We start from the raw sequence: 19,198 nt of genomic DNA, 5'->3' as shown, positions 1-19,198 counted from the left end.
TGCGATGGCGGCAAGACCGTGGGCGGCAGAACGCGTGGCAAAACGCGTGGCTGAAGGCCCGGCGGAACGCGTGGCGGCAGAACACGTGGCGGCGGAACGCGTGGCGGCGTGCGGCCGACGTCGGCGGGACAGGAACGGCAACAGGGACATGTCAGAGCGGAAGAATGGTGGCGAGGGCATCGGCCAGCCGCTGCCAGCAGGCCTCGCGATCGGGCGGCAGGCCGAGGCGCAGGCTCGGGAGCCTGGCGGTATTGCCGGTGGTATCGCTGGGGGACTTGGCCGTGGAATCGCCGGATGAATCCCCGGGGCGACCGCCAGCGAAATCCCCGGGACGACCGCCGGCGGCCTCCCGCGAAGCCAAGGACGCCACCGGTGCATCGAACAGCCGGGTCCAGACGCCAGCATGCGCCAGCGCCTGATGCATGCGCTCGGCATCGGCATGCGGCACCCAGGCGAACAGCGGCAAGGTGACCGGCGCCAGGCCATGCCGGCGCAGCAGCGCATCGAGCCGGGCGCTCGCCACGCGCAGCCGCGCCCGCGTGGCGGCCTGCCAATCGGTATCGCGCAGCGCCAGCCGTGCCACCGCGCGTGCCGGGCCGGACACGGTCCAATTCCCAAGACGCTCGGCCAGCGCCTGCAGCAGCGCCGGTTGCGCCAGCACGAAGCCGCAGCGCACCCCGGCGAGCCCATAGAACTTGCCCAGCGAGCGCAGCACGATCAGGCCGGCACGGTTGCTGTCCGCCGCCAGCGAGCCACCGCCTTCATCGGTAACCCACGCATCGGCGAAGGCCTCGTCGACCAGCAGCGTGCCGCCGCGCGCGGCCAGCGCGGCATGCCAGCCCAGCAGGCGCTCGCGCGGCACGATGCGCCCGGTCGGATTGTTCGGATTGACGACCACCAGATGGTCTAGGCCATCGGCAAGGGCCGGATGCGAGAAGTCAGCCTCGTCCAGCGGCACCACGCGATGGCCGGCGGCGGCAAACGCCGGCGCGTACTCGCTGTAACCGAGCGCGGCGATGCCGACGCGGCCCGGCGGCAGCAGCGCGGGCAGCGTGCGGATCGCGGCCTGCGAACCGGCGACCGGCAGGGCATGCGGCGAGCCGTAGGCGCGGGCGGCGATCTCCGCGAGGCCATCGTCGTCCTGCGGCAGCCGCTGCCAGCAGTCGGCCGGCAACGGCGGCACCGGATAGCCGTCCGGATTGATGCCGGTCGACAGGTCGAGCCAGTCGGCCGGGTCGCGGCCGTAGCGGCGCACCGCGGCCAGCAGATTGCCGCCGTGGCGGATCGGAGGGGGCAGGGAATGCGGGTGGTTCATCGCGACAGCGCCAGCCGTTGGGCGACGATGCCGCAGGCGAGCGTCAGCGCCAGCAGATTGCCGCCGTGGCGGATCGGAGGGGGCAAGGGATGCGGATGGTTCATCGCGACAGCGCCAAACACTGGGCGACGATGCCGTACGCGACGGCCAGGGCCAGCCAAAGCCACAGCGTTCGCCGCACCAGCCGCAGGCTGGCCATGACGTCGGCGGCGCCCGGCGGCTGGCCTTCGCCCAGCGGCGGACGCGCTTCCCACTGGCCGTGGTAGCGGGCCGGACCGCCGAGCGCGACACCGAGGGCACCGGCGCCCGCCGCCATCACGGGGCCGGCGTTCGGACTGGACCACGCCGGGGCCTGCACGCGCCAGCAGCGCAGGGCGCGCGCGGTCGAGCCGAGCAGCGCATAGGACAGCGCGGTCAGCCGCGCGGGAATCAGATTCAGCAGATCGTCGAGGCGGGCCGCGGCCCAGCCGAAATGCAGCAGGCGCTCGGTCCGGTAGCCCCACATCGCATCGAGCGTATTGGCGAGCCGATAGGCGATCGCCGCCGGGGCGCCGCCGATCAGGAACCAGAACAGCGCGCCGAAGATCGCGTCGTTGCCGTTCTCGAGTGCCGATTCGCAGGCCGCGCGGGCCAGTGCGGGCGCATCGGCGTCCGCGGTGTCGCGCGAGACGATGCGCGCGGTCAGCTGGCGTGCTTGCGGCAGGTTCCCGTCGGCCAGTGCGCTGGCGATCGGTTCGATATGCTGGCACAGGCTGCGCGCGCCCAGCGTGGCATACAGGCCCAGCGCATGCAGCAGCCAGCCCAGCCAGGCACCGGCAAGTTCGGTGGCGGCAGCGATCAGCAGCGCGGCCAGCGCCGCGGGTCCGAGCACCAGCACGGACCAGGCCATCAATCCGATGCCACGTTGGCGCCAGCGAGGTCCCGGCCGGTTCAGCGCGCGCTCGGCGGCATTGGCCAGTCGCCCGAAGCCGACCAGCGGATGCCAGCGGCGCGGCTCGCCGAGCCAGCGGTCGAGTCCCGCCCCTGCGAGGGCCGTCAGCGCAATGGCGGCGCCCGGCGCCAGCGGCGCCGCGGGCCACAGCGAACTCACCATGCCGGGTCCGGTCCCTTGATCGCGACCGGCAGGCCGGCGACCAGCAGGCGCACGCGGTCCGCGGCGGCGGCCAGCTTCTGGTTCAGGCGGCCGAGTTCGTCGACGTAGAAGCGCGTGATCGCGCCCATCGGCACCACGCCGAAGCCGATCTCGTTGGAAACCAGGATCACGTGGCCGGGCAGCGTCGGCAGCGCGGCCAGCAGCGCGTCCATCTCCTCGGTGAAGGCCGGCGGCGGCGTGATGACGCCGTGCTCGGGATAGGCACGCTTGTCGAGGAAGATCAGGTTGTTGAGCCAGACCGTCATGCAGTCGACCAGGATGCAGCCCTCGCGGCGGGCATGCGCGTACAGCGCGTCGGCCAGATGCAGCGGCTCCTCGACCAGGTTCCAGTCGGCGGGGCGCCGCGCGCGATGCAGCGCGATGCGCAGCTGCATCTCCTCGTCGGTGTCGTCCGGGTCCTCGCGCGCGGTGGCGATATAGGTCACCGGACCGCCGGTGGCCAGGGCGTGATCGGTGGCCAGCTGCTCGGCGAAGTGGCTCTTGCCGGAGCGCGCGCCACCCAGCACCAGCGTCAGCTCGCGCGGCCCGGGCCTGGGCAGGCCGACGGCCGTCTGGGTGGCCACCGCGATGGCCGCTTCGCCGGTGGGCAGCGCGACGTCGGACGGCGTGTCGGCGGGGCCGGTGCCGGCGTGAGGAGGGGCCTTGGGTTCCATCCGGGTATTGTAGCGGGCGCATCGCGTGCTGCCAGGGCGGATCGGCGCGGGGCTCGGTGTGGTGCGGGGACCGAGGCGAGGGATCGATGCGGCAGATCGATGCGGCAGATCGATGTGGCGGATCGATGTGGCGGATCGATGTGGCGGATCGATGCGGCGGATCGATGCGGCGGATCGGTGTGGGGACCGGTACGGCGGTCGGCCCCAGGGCCAGGCGCAGGATGCCGATGGCCGGGCATGGGCCGATGCGATAATCGCCGCGATGCAAGCCTATCCCGATCCGACCGATCCCCCCGAAGCAGCAGGCTCAGCCGACGCCGCCGACCACGCACCGGCCGTCCCCATTCCCTACGCCTCGCTGTTGCGCGGCACGCTGATGATCCAGGGCACGACCTCCGACGCCGGCAAGAGCACCGTGGTCGCGGGCCTGTGCCGGCTGCTGGCGCGTGCCGGGGTACGGGTGGCCCCGTTCAAGCCGCAGAACATGGCGCTGAACAGCGCCGTCACCGCCGACGGCGGCGAGATCGGCCGCGCGCAGGCGTTGCAGGCCCAGGCGGCCGGGCTGGCGCCCCACACCGACATGAACCCCGTGCTGCTCAAGCCGAGCAGCGACACCGGTGCGCAGATCATCATCCATGGCCGCGCCCGGCTGGACCTCGATGCCCGCGCCTATCACGCGTACAAGCCGGTCGCGATGCAGGCCGTGCTGGCCTCGCACCGGCGCCTGCGCGAGGGCTACGACGTGGTGCTGGTCGAAGGCGCGGGCAGCCCGGCCGAGGTCAATCTGCGCGAGCGCGACATCGCCAACATGGGCTTTGCCGAGGCGGTCGATTGCCCGGTGGTGCTGGTCGCCGATATCGACCGCGGCGGCGTGTTCGCGCATCTGGTCGGCACGCTGGACTGCCTGTCGGCCAGCGAGCGCGCGCGCGTCAAGGGCTTCATCATCAATCGCTTCCGCGGCGATATCGGGCTGCTCGAACCGGGGCTGGACTGGCTGCGTGCGCGCACCGGCAAGCCCGTGCTGGGCGTGCTGCCCTATCTGCATGGCCTCCATCTGGATGCCGAGGACGCGGTGGCCGCCACGCAGTCGGCCAAGGATGAGGGCGCGCCGCGCCTGCGCGTGATCGTGCCGGTGCTGCCGCGCATTTCGAACCATACCGATTTCGACGCGCTGCGCGCCCATCCACGCGTGGACCTGCGCTGGATCGGCCCTGGCATGCCGATCCCGCCTGCCGATCTGATCGTGCTGCCGGGCAGCAAGAGCGTGCGCGCCGATCTGGCGTTCCTGCGCCAGCAGGGCTGGGACCGCGCGCTGCTGCGGCATCTGCGCTATGGCGGCAAGGTCGTCGGCATCTGCGGCGGCATGCAGATGCTGGGGCGCCGCATCGAGGATCCGGACGGAAGGGAGGGTGCGCCCGGCGGCAGCGACGGGCTGGGCCTGCTCGACTTCGCCACCGTGCTGGCCGCCGACAAGCAGTTGCGCCAGGCGCGTGGCACGCTGGCCCTGCCGCAGGCGGACGCCAGCGTTGCGGGCTACGAGATCCATCTGGGCGTCACCGAAGGCCCGGCGCTGGCGCGGCCCGCGCTGCGGCTCGACGACGGCCGCGCCGACGGTGCGCTGTCCGACGATGGCCAGGTGCTGGCCACCTATCTGCATGGGCTGTTCGACCATCCGGCGGGCTGTGCAGCGTTGCTGCGCTGGGCCGGTCTGGATGGCGCCGACGGAGTCGACCTGGCCGCGCTGCGCGAAGCATCGCTCGAACGCCTCGCCGATACGATGGCCGCGCATCTGGACCTGAGCGCCTTGCTGGCGCCGCTGCGGCCGGCTGCAAGCTGAGGTCGGCCCGAGGCCTGAAGCGCGCCGCGCGGTGAAGCGGCCACCGACAGGCAAGCCGCGAGCAGAAGCCGGCGGCCGGCTGAGGCCAGCCGCCGGCCGAAGCCACGGGCGCGGTCCGAGCGCGGCGCCGGCATCGCCCAGATCGAGGCGCCGGCCGACGTCCCGCAAGACCGGCCTGCTACACTTGTCGGCTTTGTCAGCCTCGTAGTGCGCGCCGGTATCGGCCGGCCGCGCCATCGTTCCACACCATGGTTACCGGCCGCCTGCGCGTCCTGCTCGTCAAACTCCATCTGTATATCGGCCTGTGGCTCGGCGTGCTGTTCGTGCTGCTGGGCCTGACGGGCACCGTGCTGTCGTGGCGCCACGAGATCGACGCCGCGCTCAATCCCGAGCTGCTGGTGGCCTCCGCGCCGGTGTCGCTGCCGCTGCGTGCCGACGCCGTGCAGGAAGTCGTCGCGAAGCTGAAGGCCGATCCGCAATACGGCAAGCCGAGGATGCTGATGCTGCCGGTGTCGGAGCGCGACGTCTTCATCGCCTGGTATCACGTCAAGGAGCCGGGCAAGGCCGCCCCGGTGCCGGGCCGCTCGCGCCAGGTGATGATCGATCCGGCCACGCTGGCGATCAAGGGCGAACGCGTCTGGGGCGAGCCCGGGCTGTCGCGCCCGTTGCTGATGCCCACGCTCTTCCATCTGCATCACTATCTGCTCGCCGGCGATACCGGCAAGACCGTGGCCGGCGTGGGCGGCATGCTGCTGCTGTTCACGGTGCTGGCCGGCATCGCGCTGTGGTGGCCCAAGCTGAAGGCGCGCGCGATCCTGCAGGCGTTTCGCATCACGCACGGCGGCTCGTGGTGGCGGCTGAACTATTCGCTGCATCGCGCCGGCGGCATCCTGGCCGCGCCGGTGCTGGCGACGATCGCGTTTTCGGGCTGGTATCTGAATCTGCCGAAGTGGGTCACGCCGCTGGTCGGCAGCGTGATGACGGTCACCGCGCCGGCACGGCCGGCGTCCACGCCGCCCTACGAGGGGGCCATGCCGATGGGCACGCAACAGGCCGTGCAGGCGGCGCAGGCGCTGTACCCGAAGGCGATCGTGTCGCGCGTGACCTTCCCGCGCCAGCCGACCGATGTCTACGAGATCCGGCTGCGCCAGCCGGGCGAGGTGCGCCAGGGCAGCGGCGCGACCCGGCTGTGGCTCGATGCCTATACCGGTGCCCGCCTCGGCGTGCGCGATCCGTTCGCCGCGCCGGCCGGTGACACCGTGCTGAACTGGATGTATCCGCTGCATACCGGCGAGGCCTTCGGCATGCCGGGCCGCATCTTCATCTCCGCGTTCGGGCTGACGCCGCTGCTGTTTGCGCTGACCGGCGTGCTGATCTGGTGGAAGCGCCAGCGCGGCCACCGGCGCCATCTGAAGAAGACCGAGCAGCGGCAGGCAGTACGCCGCTGACGCCGTGCAGCGCCCGTGCGATTTCGCCCGGGCGCGGCCGGCAGCAGCCGTGCCGGTCCCTGCGCGCGCGGGACGGGCGCTGACACGGAGTCGGGAAAGCGGGAGCGGAGAAGGCGGGGAAGGCGGGGAAGGCGGGGAAGGCGGGAAAGGCGGGAAGGGGGGCAGGGCCGGCAGGCCTGGCGCCGCCGGCCTTGCCCGCTAGATTTCCAGATTGTCGATCAGGCGCGTGGCGCCGAGCTTGGCGGCGGCCAGCACCACCAGCGGTTCGCCGGCCGCGTATTCATCGCGGCTCGGTGCCTGCAGATTGCTGCGCTTGCGGATCGACACGTAGTCGGGCTTCCAGCCGCGGGCCTTCAGCGCATCGAGCGCCTGCGCCTCGACCGCGGTCAGTTCGAGGCCGCGGCCGGCGTTGGCCAGCACCTGGTCGCGCACCTGATGCAGCGTGCGGTACAGCATCGGCGCCTCGGCCCGCTCGTCCGGCGACAGATAGCGGTTGCGCGACGACAGCGCCAGGCCGTCCTCGGCCCGCACGGTCTCGGCCGGCACGATGTCGATCGGCAGCGCGAACTGGTTTGCCATGCGCCGCACGATCATCAGCTGCTGGTAGTCCTTCTTGCCGAACACCGCGACGCGCGGCTGCGCGCACGAGAACAGCTTCATCACCACCGTGCAGACGCCATTGAAGAAGCCCGGGCGGAATTCGCCCTCCAGGATGTCGCCCAGGTCGTGCGGCGGATCGACGCGGTATTCCTGCGGTTCCGGGTACATGTCGCGCTCGGTGGGCGCGAACAGCACGTAGACGCCTTCCTTCTGCAGCTTCTCGATGTCGTCCTGCAGCGTGCGCGGATACTTGTCGAAATCCTCGTTGGGACCGAACTGCAGCCGATTGACGAAGATCGAGGCCACCACTGGATCGCCATGCTGGCGCGCCAGCCGCATCAGCGACAGATGGCCTTCGTGCAGATTGCCCATGGTCGGGACGAAGGCGATCCGGTTCTGGCCGCGCAACTGGTCGCGCAGCTCGTGAATGGAGGAAATGACTTTCATGGATGCGGTGTACTGCTCGTCAGGAAAAGCGCGCGGCGATGCCGGGGCTATGCGGGGGTATAGGCCAGGCGCACGTAGATCGGCGCATAGGGCTCGGCCTGGGTGATTTCGACCAGGGACTCGCGCGACAGCTCGAGCATCGCGATGAAATTGACCACCACCACCGGCACGCCCTTGCCCGAGCGGATCGCATCCTCGAACAGCTCGGTGAACTCCATGAAGCGGGCATGCTGCAGCCGGCGCAGGATCTGGCTCATGTGCTCGCGCACGGACAGTTCCTCGCGCGAGATCTTGTGGTGCTGGTTCAGCTTGGCGCGCTTGAGCACGTCGGCCCAGGCGGCCTGCAGGTCGGTGGTGTCGACGTCGGGGAAGCGCGGCGCCAGGCTCTGCTCGATGTAGACCTGCGAGCGCAGGAAATCGCGGCCCAGCTGCGGCACCTGATCGAGCTTCTGCGCGGCGAGCTTCATCTGCTCGTATTCGAGCAGCCGGCGCACCAGCTCGGCGCGCGGGTCTTCGGCGTCCTCGTCGCTGTCGGCCTTCTTGACCGGCAGCAGCATGCGCGACTTGATCTCGATCAGCATCGCGGCCATCAGCAGGTATTCGGCCGCCAGCTCCAGATTGCTCTTGCGGATCTGCTCGACATACGCCAGGTACTGGTGCGTGACCTGCGACATCGGGATGTCGAGCACATTGAAGTTCTGCTTGCGAATCAGGTACAGCAGCAGGTCCAGCGGTCCTTCGAACGCTTCGAGGAAGATCTCGAGCGCGTCGGGCGGGATATACAGGTCCTGCGGCAGCTGGAACAGCGGCTCGCCGTACAGGCGCGCGAACGCCATGCCGTCGACCGTGTCCGGCGAGGCGCCCTCGGGCGCCGCGCTGGGCAGCTCGAGCGCGAGCGCGAGCTTGTCCTGTTCGCTATGGTTCATGAGTGGGGCGGTTGCGCACGCATCGCGGCGGTCGGCCGGGGCCGCGGCGCCGGGATGCGTGCCGGCATCAGTCCAGCGAGTAGACGTAGGGCTTCTGCGGGACCCGCGATGCCTCGGCGCGCTGGCGCTCCTCGAGGTCGATCGGGGCCTTGTCCCACAGCAGGGCGCGGCCTTGGCGCTGTTCCGCCTCCAGCGACGGGCGCTCCTGCTTGAGCGCCTTCAGGAACTGGGTGATCTCGGATTCGTACATGGCCATGGCAGGAAAGCTATACAGAATGCTATAGGGGAATGGAAAACTGCCGCGATTCTACCGTATTGCCATGCCGGGGCGGGCTTTGCCGGCCTGGGGCGCTCGGGGTTTGGGGATCGGGCCGTGGGGTGTGGTCAAATAGCGACTTTGTCGGATCGCAACGACGGATGATATTGGACCTCGGGATCATGCGCATCGGATTCCGCCGCCCCCGGGGCAGCGGCGCGGTGGCGTCCGCGCAGGCGTCGCGGTGGTTTGCCCGGCGGTTGGCCGCGCAGCCGGCACCCTCCCTGGCTCCCCACCTGCCTCCCCCGCCGGCTCGCCCGCCGACTCCTCTGCTCGCCCCGCTGCTGGCCCCGCTGCTCGTGCTGCTGTTCGTCCTGCTGCCGGCGCCGGTCCAGGCGGCCTACCGGGTCCAGGTGGAGGCGCCCGAGCCGCTGAAGGACATCCTCGAAGAGCATCTGGACCTGGTCCGCTATCGCGAACGGGCCGACCTGGGCGAGGACCAGATCGCGTACATGATCGAAACGGTTGGCGACCAGGTCCGGGCCTTCGCCGCCACCGAAGGCTGGTTCGATCCGCAGACCACCACCCGTGTCGAGGGCAGCGGCGACAGCCGCGTGATCCACGTGACGGTCGACCCGGGCGCCCGCACGCTGATCCGCCACGTCGATGTCGATGTGCGCGGGCCCGCCGCCACGCGCTCGCCCGAGCAGGTCGAGGCGATGCGCAAGAAGTGGGGCCTGCCGGTCGGCGATCCGTTTCGCCAGTCCGACTGGGACAAGGCCAAGGAAGACGCGCTGGTCGAGCTGCAGAGCAACGCCTACTACGGCGCGAAGCTGGCCGCCTCGCAGGCGCGCATCGAGCCCGAGGAGCGCGCCGCCGATCTGAGCGCGACCTACGACAGCGGCCCGGCCTACCGCATGGGCGCGCTGGTGGTCAGCGGCACGCGGCGCTATCCCGAGCAGATCGTGCGCAACGTCAATCCGCTGTACGTCGGCGAGCCCTATCGCGTCGAGCGGCTGCTGGAGTTGCAGCGGGCGATCCAGAACCAGCCGTACTTCTCCAATGTGCTGGTCGAGCTCGGCGATCCGGTGCCGGACGCCGACGGCAATGGCGACACGGTGACTGCGCCGGTCAATGTGCGGGTGCGCGAGTATCCGGTGCATCGGATCGTCTCCGGCGTCGGCTACAACACCGATACCGGCGCGCAGGTCGAGGGGCGCTACGCGTACTACAACCTGTTCAACCGCGCCTGGATCTTCGATTCGCAGGCCCGCATCGAGCAGAAGCGGCAATACGCCTTCGCCGAGGTGGCGATGCCGCCCGACAGCAAGACCTACCGCAACAGCGTCTACGCCAGCTACGAGCGCACGCTGGATATCGAGAATACCGACACCCGGAGCTGGCGTACCGGCGTGCGCCGCGCCCGCACGCGCGAGCGCTACGACACCGCGCTGTCGCTCGATTTCTTCTACGACGACCTGCAGCCGTACGACCAGCCGCGCCAGCTGAGCAAGGCGCTGGTGCCGCAATACGCGTGGACCCGCCGCGATGTCGACAATCCGGTGTTCCCGCGCCGCGGCAATATCATCAACACCCAGATCGGCGCGGCGGTGGAGGGCTTGCTGACCGACCAGAGCTTCGTCCGCCTGTACGGCCGCATCCGGCAATACATCCCGGTGCGCACCCGCGACCTGATCGTCGCCCGGCTGGAGCTTGGCGCGGACCTGACCAGCGGCAGCGCCGACAAGATTCCCGCCACGCTGCGCTTCCGCGCCGGCGGCACCGATTCGATCCGCGGCTACGGCTTCCAGTCCATCGGCACGCGGCGGGGCACCAGCGTGCTGCCGGCCAAGTACCTGGCCACCACGAGCCTGGAGTACCAGTACTGGTTCAAGCCCGACTGGGGCGCGGCGATCTTCTGGGACGCCGGCACCGCCACCAACAACCTCGACGGCGTGCGCATCTACCACGGCGTCGGCATCGGCGCGCGCTGGCGCAGTCCGGTGGGACCGGTCCAGCTCGACGTGGGCTACGGCATCCAGGAGCGGCAATTCCGCCCGCATATCTCGCTGGGAGTGGCATTCTGATGGCGATGCGTCCTTCGTGCCGGCCGGCAGCGGCGCATGAGGCGATCGTCGGGGGCGCCTGGATCGCTTCGATAGCTCCGGTTGCATCGATGGCTTCGATGCCTCTGATGCTTCTGATGCTTCTGATGCTTCTGATGCCTCCGATGGCGCCGATGGCTCCGATGGTTTCGGCCGCTGCGATCGCCCCCGTCCCCGCCGATTTCCCGAGTCCCGGCGCATGAGCACGCCCGACCTGCCTTCCGTTCCCGCCCGCGGCAGCGAGACGCCGCGCGCGCCGCAGCCGCGCCGCCGGCGCTGGCTGCGCGTGTTCGGCATCGTGCTGCTCGCGCTGGTGGCGCTGATCGTGCTGCTGGCGGTCGTGCTCGGCGCGGCGCTGCGCACGGAGCGCGGCTCGGGCGAGCTGTGGTCGCTGGCGACCCGGCTGTCGGCCGGCGTACTGGTCGGCCAGTACCAGGGCGGCACCTTCGCGCGCGGCCTGCAGCTGCGCGACGTGGTGTTCGCGCAGGGCGACACCCGCGTCAGCGTGGACCGCCTCGACGGCAGCTGGTCGCTGGCCTGGCATCTCGGCCCCGGCCGGACGCGGCTGCACGTGGCCGCGCTGCGGCTGGGCAACGTCGACGTGCGGCTGCCGCCGTCCGAGGACAAGCCCGACCAGCCGCCGCCGACCTTGCCCGAGTCGCTGTCGCTGCCGCTGGCGATCGACGTCGATGCGCTGACGCTGGCGCGGCTGTCGATCCTGCGCGGGCCCGAGGCGACCGCGTCGCCGCTGGTGTTTTCCGATCTGTCGGCCGCCTTGCATACGGACGGCAGCCGGCACCGGCTGACCGTCGACCGGCTGGTCACGCCCTACGGCAAGCTGTCGGCCAACGCGCAGATCGCCGGCGAGGCGCCGTTCGCGCTGAACGGCGAGGCGCTGCTCGAAGGCGAGTGGGAGAAGGAGGCCTACAACGTCAGCGCGCGCGCCGACGGCACGCTGGAGGCGCTGCGGGCGGACGTCGAGGCGAGCGGCGACCGCCTGCGCGGCCGCGGCGAAATCGAACTGACGCCGTTCGGGCAGGTACCGTTCACGCGCCTGCGGGTAGACGGCGAGCGCATCAATCCGCGGCTGTTCAACCCTGCCGCGCCGCAGGCGAACCTGTCGGTGCATGCGGAGTTGCGGCCGGTGGACGGCAGCGGTGGCGCGGCGGCGCCCGCTGCGCCGGAGGCCGCGTCCGCGCCGGCCAGTGTTCCGGCGGCGCCGGCGCCCTCGGCTCCTCCGGCGAGTGTTCCGAGTGTTCCGGCAGCGTCGACGCCATCGGCTCCCGCGGCCAGTGTTCCGGCCACGTCGGCGCGATCGACCCCTGCGGCCAGCGTTCCGGCGGCGTCGGCCCCGCAACCATCGCCCTCGGCGGCACCGGCCGCCGCGCCGCTGACCGTGGCCGGCGAAGTCTCCATCCGCAATCACGAGCCCGGACCGCTCGACGCGGAGCGGCTGCCGGTGCAGTCGCTGCGCGCCACGGTCGAGCTGAGCGAGGCCGCCCAGCATGTCCGCGACCTGCGCGTGGCGCTGGCCGGCAATGGCGAGATCGTCGGCAGCGGTTCGCTGCGTGACGGCCGCGGCGGCTTCGATCTGGACGTGCGCCGGCTCGATCCGCATGCGCTGCACGGCAAGCTGCGCAGCGCGAAGCTGTCGGGCCCGGTAATCGTGCGGCTGGAGCCGGGCCGCCAGAGCGTCGCGCTGGACCTCGGCGGCGGCGAGCTGAAGCTGTTCGCCGACGCGCGCATCGATGCCGACGCCGTCACGCTGGCCGCGCTGCGCCTGGGCGTCGCGCAGGGCAGCCTGCACGCCGAGGGCAGGCTCGGGCTGAAGGACCAGCAGCCGTTCAGCTTCAAGGGCCGCATCAGCGATCTGGACCCGGCGCGGCTGGCGAGCGTCGCCAAGGGCCGCATCAACGCGAACTTCGACGCCTCCGGCACGCTGGCCGGCGAGCCGCGCGTGGCGGCGGACTTTTCCATCGGCGACAGCGAATACGCGGGGCTGCCGATGACCGGCGGCGGCAAGGTCCGGCTGGCCGGACAGCGTCTGCTGCCGAGCGAGGCGACGCTGTCGATGGCCGGCAACCGCGCCGACCTGCGCGGCAGCTTCGGCGCGCGCGGCGACCGCATGACAGTGGCCGTCGACGCGCCGCAGCTCGATCGGCTCAAGTTCGGCGTCGGCGGCACGCTCAAGCTCGACGCCCAGGTCAGCGGCACCTGGCAACGGCCGGAAATCACGGCAACCTACGATGCCCGCACGCTGTCGATGGGTCCGCACCGCGTCGAGAGCGCCAGCGGCAACGCCGATCTGCGCGGCGGCATCGACGGTCCGCTGCGGCTGCGGCTGGACGCGCGCGGCTATCGCGGTCCGCAATTGTCGATGAGCACGCTGCAGGCGAGCCTCGACGGCACGCAGGCCAGGCACAGCTTCAACGTCGAAGGCGAGGGCCGCATGCGGCGCCGGCCGCTGCAACTGCAGGCCGCGGGGCAGGGCAGCTGGAAGAACGGCACCTGGACCGGCACGGTCAGCACGCTGGAGGAGCGCGGCACCGTCGAACTGAAGCTGCTGACGCCGGTCGCCGTCAGCGCCGGCGCGCAGAAGCTGACCCTGGGGCAGACGCGGCTGCAGCTGGCCCGCGGCACCATTGCCCTGGACCGCCTGGATTGGGACCGCGGCCGCATCCGGACCCAGGGCGCGCTCAATGGCCTGCAGGTCGGCCATCTACTCGCGCTGGCCGAGGCCTTCACCGGCGATGCGCCACCGCTGCGCTCGGATCTGATACTGGACGGCCAGTGGAACCTGAACCTGGCCGAGACCGCATCCGGCTTTGCCGAACTGCGGCGCCGCAGCGGCGACCTGTCGGTCAACGCCGGCCGGGGCTACACCACGCTGGGGCTGGGCGACACCGTGCTGCGCGCCGAAGCCGCCGGCACCCGCCTGCAGCTGCGCGGCAACGTGGTGTCGTCGCGCCTGGGTACCGCCAAGGTCGACGCCTTCGCCGGCCTGATGCCCGAGCAGGGCGTGCTGACGGTGACGCCGGCCTCGGCGCTGGGCGGCCAGGTCGCCTTCGATGTGCCGCGGCTCAAGGCGCTGGAGGCCCTGACCGGTCCGCAATACGCGTTCGACGGCCGGCTGGCGGCCGCGATGCAGCTGGCCGGCACGATCGGCGCGCCGGTGCTGACCGGCACCATCAACGGCGACGGCCTGGCCATCACGCTGTACGACCAGGGCATCCGCCTGACTGACGGCATCGTGCGCATCGTGCTCGACCGCAACGTGATCGAGCTGCGTCAGGTGCTGTTCCGCGGCGGCGACGGGACGCTGACCGCCAGCGGCAACGTGCGGCTCGGCGAAACCGATCCGACGCTGCGTGCCCGCATCGTCGCCGACCGGCTGGAGCTGTTCGCCAGTCCCGAGCGCACGCTGGTGGTGTCCGGCAACGCCGACATGGCCAACGAGGACCGGCAGTTCGTGATCCGCGGCAAGTTCCGCGTCGATCGCGGGTTGTTCGACCTGCCCAAGGCTGGCGCGCCGGTGCTGGGCGACGACGTGGTGATCGTGCGCAAGTCGGACCGGCGCGCCGAGCGCGAGGTGCGCACCGCCGCCACGCCGGCGGTGCCGGAGTCGCAGCCGACCAGCCGCTTCGCCCCGGTCATCGACCTGTCGGTGGACCTGGGGGACCGCTTCCGCTTCCGCGGCGCGGGAGCGGATCTGCTGCTGGCCGGGCGCCTGGGCGTCAACAGCGAGCCCTTGACGCCGATGCGGGTCACCGGCACCGTGCGGGTGGTCGACGGCACCTACGAGGCCTTCGGCCGGCGGCTGCAGATCACGCGCGGCATCGTCAATTTCAATGGCCCGGTCGGCAATCCGAATCTGAATATCCGCGCGATGCGGCTGAACCAGGAGGTCGAGGCGGGCGTCGAGGTCACCGGCACGGTACGGCTGCCGCGCGTGCGGCTGGTGTCCGAGCCCAACGTGCCGGACGAGGACAAGCTGTCGTGGCTGATGTTCGGCTACGGCGCCGACAGCAGCACGGCCGGGCAGCAACAACAACTGAGCGGGGCGGCGCTGGGCGGTGCGGCGCTCGGCATGCTGGGCTCGAAGGCCGGCAAGGGCGTGGTGCAGCGCTTCGGCATCGACGAATTCTCGATCGGTCCGAGCACCGCGGGTTTGAACGAGCAGCAGGTGGTCAGCGTCGGCAAGGCGGTCAGCGAGAAGATTTCGGTCGGCTACGAGCAGAGCCTGACGTCGGCGGCCAACGTCGCCAAGGTGACCTGGGCCTTCTCGCGGCGCTGGTCGCTGATCGCCCGCGGCGGCACCATCAACGGGCTGTCTCTGCTGTTCAACCGGCGTTTCGACAGCTGGAGCCAGCTATTTTCAGGATCGTCACCACGGCGCGAGGGCGCCAGGAGAGAGCAGGATGCAAGTACGGGAAGCACCGGCGGCGACGCCGACAATCCGCCCACGCCACCGGAGGGGCCTGCCGAGGCCATCAAGCGATGAGCGAGGCAACGGCGTGGGTGCGGGCCGCCGGTCCGCGCGCGGAGTGGCAGCGATGGGACTGATCGCTTCGGTGCTGGCGCTGTTCGGCTGCGACCAGCGCAAGGTCGACGAGGCGCTGAACAAGGCGGGCGACGCCGCGCGCTCGGCCTGGCAGTCGGTCCAGCCCGACAGCCAGCTGTTCAAGGGGATCGAGCCGGGCGTCTCCAGCGAGGACGACGTGCGCCGCCAGGCCGGCCGGCCCGAGATCGTCTGGGAAGAGGAGAACGGTGCGCGCCGCCTCGAATATCCGCGCGGGCCCGAGGGCGCCACCACCTGGATGGTGACGATCGGCGCCGACGGCAAGGTCGGCGCGATCGAACAGGTGCTGACGGCGGAGAACTTCCAGCGCGTGCGTGCCGGCATGAGCCAGGACAGCGTCCGCCGCATGCTGGGCAAGCCCACGAAGATCGAGGCCTTCCGCCTGAAGCAGGAAACCGTGTGGGGCTACCGCTGGTGGGAGACCTCGCAGGACAAGGCCTTCTTCAACGTGCACTTCGGCACGGACGGGCTCGTCACGCATACCTCGCGCAGCGACGATCCGTCGAAGGTGCAGGGCGGCTGACGCCGCCCTGCACGCGCGAGGCGATCAGCGAATGCGCATGCCGGGCACCGCGCCCGCATGCGGTTCGAGGATGTAGAGGCCCGGCGCCGCCTTCTCGTCGGCCGCCGAGGCCGCCAGCACCATGCCTTCGGACAGGCCGAACTTCATCTTGCGCGGTGCCAGGTTGGCGACCACCACGGTCAGCTTGCCGACCAGCTGCTCCGGCTGGTAGGCCGACTGGATGCCCGAGAAGACGTTGCGCGTCTTGCCCTCGCCCAGGTCCAGCGTCAGCTGCAGCAGCTTGTTCGAGCCTTCGACCTTCCTGCATTCGACGATGCGCGCCACGCGCAGGTCGACCTTGGCGAAATCGTCGATCGTGATGGTGTCGGCGATGGGCTCGATGCCGGCGGGGGCGGCATTGCCGGCCTCGGCTCCGGCCGCGCCGGCCGCCGGCGCGGCCTGCAGCGAGTCGCGGTTGGCGGCCAGCAGCGCCTCGATCTGCTTGGCGTCCACGCGCGTCATCAGGTGCGAGTACGGCTTGATCGGGCTGGCGCTGCTCAGCTGCCGGTCGATCGCGCGCCAGTCCAGCGGCTCGACATTGAGGAAGGCCTCGACGCCGGCCGCGACGTTGGGCACCACCGGCTTCAGGTAGACCGTCAGCAGGCGGAACGCTTCCAGCGACACCGAGCAGGCGGCATGCAGGGCAGGGCGTTTCGCCTCGTCCTTGGCCAGTTCCCACGGCTTCTCGGCATCGACGAAGGCGTTGACGGCGTCGGTCAGCTCCATCACCAGGCGCAGCGCCTTGCTGTATTCGCGGCCCTCGTACAGCTGCGCGATCTGCGGCGCGGCCTGGCGCAGCTGCTCGAGCAGCGGGTGCGACAGCGCGGCGTCGTCGACGCGGCCGTCGAAGCGCTTGACCAGGAACCCCGCCGCCCGGCTGGCGATGTTGACGTACTTGCCGATCAGGTCGCTGTTGACCCGCGAGACGAAGTCGTCCAGGTTCAGGTCCAGGTCTTCCATGCTGGCGTTCAGCTTGGCGGCGAAGTAGTAGCGCAGCCATTCCGGGTTCATGCCGGTGTCGATATAGCTCTGCGCGGTGATGAAGGTGCCGCGCGACTTGCTCATCTTGGCGCCGTCGACGGTCAGGAAGCCGTGCGCGAACACATTGGTCGGCGTGCGGTAGCCCGAGAAACGCAGCATCGCCGGCCAGAACAGCGTGTGGAAGTACAGGATGTCCTTGCCGATGAAGTGGTATTGCTCGGCGGTCGAATGCGGGCCGACCCAGGCGTCGAAGTCGATGCCCTTGCGCTCGCACAGGTTCTTGAAGCTGGCGTAGTAGCCGATCGGCGCGTCCAGCCAGACGTAGAAGAACTTGCCGGGCGCGCCGGGGATCTCGAAGCCGAAATAGGGTGCGTCGCGCGAGATGTCCCAGTCCGACAGCGTGGAAGCCTCGCCGTCGCCGCCCAGCCATTCCTGCATCTTGTTGCTGGCTTCCGGCTGGGCCAGGTCGGCCACCCACTCCCGCAGGAAGCTCTCGCAGCGCGGATCGGACAGCTTGAAGAAATAGTGGGTCGAGGACTTGCGCACCGGCGTGGCGCCCGACACCACCGAGTACGGGTTCTTCAGGTCGGTCGGCACATAGGTGGTGCCGCAGACCTCGCAGGAGTCGCCGTACTGGTCCTTGGCGCCGCACTTGGGGCACTCGCCCTTGATGAAGCGGTCCGGCAGGAACATGTTCTTGACCGGATCGTAGAACTGCTCGACGTCGCGCTCGGCGATCAGGTCCTCCGCCTTCAGCGCCAGGTAGATCTTCTCGCACAGCAGCCGGTTCTCCTCGGAGTCGGTGCTGTAGTAGTTGTCGAACGAGACCAGGAAGCTGTCGAAGTCGCGCTTGTGCTCGTTCCAGACCCGGTCGATCAGTTGCTTCGGCGTGATGCCTTCCTTTTCCGCGCGCAGCATCACGGGCGTGCCGTGCGTATCGTCGGCGCCCACGTAATAGACCTCGTTGCCCATCATGCGCTGGAAGCGGACCCAGATATCGGTCTGGATGTATTCCACCAGGTGGCCGATATGGATCTGGCCGTTGGCGTAAGGCAGGGCAGATGTGACGAGGATGCGACGTGCTGTCATGGGGATGCCGGTCGGGAAGCGGTTGGATATCGGTGTTCCGCAGCGCGGGCGGGGCCGGCGCGGAAAACCGACATTCTAGCAAGCGGGGGAGGCGGCCACCGGCCGCGGCGCCGGTGCGGACCGCGCGGCCACGCGTGCGGGCAAACGCGCGGCCCGGTGCGTGACCAGGTGCGGCCCAAAAAAAAGCGCCGGTCTGAGCCGGCGCAGCTTTCCACAACGGAAAAGGAGGAGAAATCAGGTACCGCCCGGGAGGTCAGCCACCCATCGCGAGCCAGCAACGGTGGCAAGCGGTACCTGTTTCTATGACTCCATCACCCTTGAATTGGTTTCAAAAAAATTTCGACCCGGCGATTTTGGGCCCGGCCGGCCTCGGTGGCGTTGTCCGCGATGGGCTGGGACTGGCCCCGGCCCTCGGCGCTCAGGCGGTTGCGCGCGACCCCGCGGTCGCCCAGGTAGCCGGCCACGCTCTGGGCGCGGCGCTGGGACAGCTGCATGTTGTAGGTCGGGTTGCCGGTGCTGTCGGTATGGCCGATCACCGTGGCGTTGACGTCCTGATGCTGGCTCAGCGTCTGGGCGACCTGGTCGAGCACCGAGCGGAACGACGGCTTGATGGTCGCGCTGTCGGTATCGAACGTCACCTGGCTGGGGATATTGACCTTCAGCGAGCCGTCCGGCTGCTCGGTGATCTGGGTGCCGGTGCCGGCGGTATCGCGGCTCAGCTTGCCCCGGATCGCGTTCCAGTTGTAGCCCAGCGCACCGCCCGCGGCGGCGCCGACGGCCGCGCCGATCACGGTGCCCTTGGTGTTGCCGCCGATCAGGTTGCCCAGGCCGGCGCCCACGGCGGCGCCCGCACCGGTACCCACGGCGGTATGCGTACCCTGCTCGGTCGCACAGCCGGCGGCCAGTGCGGCGACGATCGAAAGGCTGACGAGCTTGAGTTTCATGCTTTCTCCTTCTGTCGATTGTTGTGCTTCAACTGCGGCTGCCTGCGCCTCGGGTTGAGGCATTGTGACGCACTGGCCTAATTGCGCCAGCAGCTTCCAAAAAATGCAAGCGCCAAGTGGCGATTCAGGCTGCTTTCGGGCACCGCCGAAGTCTCGGGCGGGATCCGGGGCGAGCCGACGTTTCGGGGCACTACAATAGGGAGATGGCGCCCCGTGCACAAGCGCCACGCTGTGAAAGTTGTAAGCACGTGTAATCCCTTGTGCACCACAGGGATAATCGAAGCCTTCCTGGCCCTCGCCGAG

General features: G+C 70.2%; 13 protein-coding genes. 5 read left to right on the top strand and 8 right to left on the bottom strand.

Features of this window, described 5'->3' with window-relative positions; all coding sequences use genetic code 11:
- Window positions 1-151: 151 nt before the first annotated feature.
- The 3 genes from cobD to cobU form a co-directional block, all read right to left on the bottom strand.
- Complete coding sequence (gene cobD, locus F1599_RS21255; RefSeq protein ID WP_150084415.1) at window positions 152-1,315, bottom strand: threonine-phosphate decarboxylase CobD; 1,164 nt, start codon at window positions 1,313-1,315, stop codon at window positions 152-154.
- A gap of 100 nt (window positions 1,316-1,415) precedes the next feature.
- On the bottom strand, window positions 1,416-2,408 hold the full coding sequence (cbiB, locus tag F1599_RS21250; RefSeq protein WP_150084413.1) for an adenosylcobinamide-phosphate synthase CbiB: 993 nt from the start codon (window positions 2,406-2,408) through the stop codon (window positions 1,416-1,418).
- Window positions 2,402-3,121, bottom strand: coding sequence for a bifunctional adenosylcobinamide kinase/adenosylcobinamide-phosphate guanylyltransferase (cobU, locus tag F1599_RS21245; RefSeq protein WP_150084411.1), 720 nt, complete (start codon window positions 3,119-3,121; stop codon window positions 2,402-2,404). The genes cbiB and cobU overlap by 7 nt, the downstream gene beginning before the upstream one ends.
- 262 nt (window positions 3,122-3,383) lie before the next feature.
- Here cobU and F1599_RS21240 point away from each other — a divergent pair, with 262 nt between their 5' ends.
- Window positions 3,384-4,958 carry a cobyric acid synthase gene (locus F1599_RS21240; RefSeq protein WP_395896718.1) on the top strand — a complete coding sequence of 525 codons (1,575 nt, stop codon included), beginning with the start codon at window positions 3,384-3,386 and terminating at the stop codon, window positions 4,956-4,958.
- A 248-nt stretch (window positions 4,959-5,206) separates the two neighbouring features.
- Window positions 5,207-6,406, top strand: a complete 1,200-nt coding sequence (locus tag F1599_RS21235) for a PepSY-associated TM helix domain-containing protein (protein ID WP_150084409.1) — start codon at window positions 5,207-5,209, stop codon at window positions 6,404-6,406.
- Between the two features lie 198 nt (window positions 6,407-6,604).
- On the opposite strand, the gene panC is transcribed toward F1599_RS21235, so the two are convergent.
- The 3 genes from panC to F1599_RS21220 all read right to left on the bottom strand — a co-directional run bounded on the left by panC (window position 6,605) and on the right by F1599_RS21220 (window position 8,635).
- Window positions 6,605-7,453, bottom strand: a complete 849-nt coding sequence (gene panC / locus F1599_RS21230; protein WP_149317712.1) for a pantoate--beta-alanine ligase — start codon at window positions 7,451-7,453, stop codon at window positions 6,605-6,607.
- A gap of 47 nt (window positions 7,454-7,500) precedes the next feature.
- Window positions 7,501-8,379: a segregation and condensation protein A gene (locus F1599_RS21225; RefSeq protein WP_150084408.1), complete on the bottom strand. Its 879-nt coding sequence runs from the start codon at window positions 8,377-8,379 to the stop codon at window positions 7,501-7,503.
- A gap of 67 nt (window positions 8,380-8,446) precedes the next feature.
- Window positions 8,447-8,635 (bottom strand): DUF3460 family protein, encoded by a 189-nt coding sequence (locus tag F1599_RS21220; protein WP_149317714.1) that lies wholly within the window; start codon window positions 8,633-8,635, stop codon window positions 8,447-8,449.
- Between the two features lie 359 nt (window positions 8,636-8,994).
- On the opposite strand from F1599_RS21220, the gene F1599_RS21215 reads away from it, so the two are divergent.
- The 3 genes from F1599_RS21215 (at window position 8,995) to bamE (ending at window position 15,842) form a co-directional block, all read left to right on the top strand.
- On the top strand, window positions 8,995-10,722 hold the full coding sequence (locus F1599_RS21215; protein WP_223819796.1) for an autotransporter assembly complex protein TamA: 1,728 nt from the start codon (window positions 8,995-8,997) through the stop codon (window positions 10,720-10,722).
- A 217-nt stretch (window positions 10,723-10,939) separates the two neighbouring features.
- Window positions 10,940-15,241 (top strand): translocation/assembly module TamB domain-containing protein, encoded by a 4,302-nt coding sequence (locus F1599_RS21210; RefSeq protein WP_150084406.1) that lies wholly within the window; start codon window positions 10,940-10,942, stop codon window positions 15,239-15,241.
- Window positions 15,242-15,293: 52 nt separating this feature from the next.
- Entirely contained in the window at window positions 15,294-15,842 is a 549-nt protein-coding gene (gene bamE, locus F1599_RS21205) for an outer membrane protein assembly factor BamE domain-containing protein (protein ID WP_150084404.1), read from the top strand.
- Between the two features lie 24 nt (window positions 15,843-15,866).
- Here bamE and metG read toward each other — a convergent pair whose 3' ends face one another.
- Window positions 15,867-17,951, bottom strand: coding sequence for a methionine--tRNA ligase (gene metG, locus F1599_RS21200; protein ID WP_150084402.1), 2,085 nt, complete (start codon window positions 17,949-17,951; stop codon window positions 15,867-15,869).
- Window positions 17,952-18,262: 311 nt separating this feature from the next.
- Window positions 18,263-18,895 carry an OmpA family protein gene (locus F1599_RS21195; protein ID WP_023263915.1) on the bottom strand — a complete coding sequence of 211 codons (633 nt, stop codon included), beginning with the start codon at window positions 18,893-18,895 and terminating at the stop codon, window positions 18,263-18,265.
- Window positions 18,896-19,198 lie beyond the last annotated feature (303 nt).

The sequence above is a fragment of the Cupriavidus cauae genome, assembly GCF_008632125.1.
GTDB lineage: Bacteria > Pseudomonadota > Gammaproteobacteria > Burkholderiales > Burkholderiaceae > Cupriavidus > Cupriavidus cauae.
The sequence above is the reverse complement of the archived record's forward strand: the minus strand, read 5'-3'. Positions and strand labels throughout refer to the sequence as shown.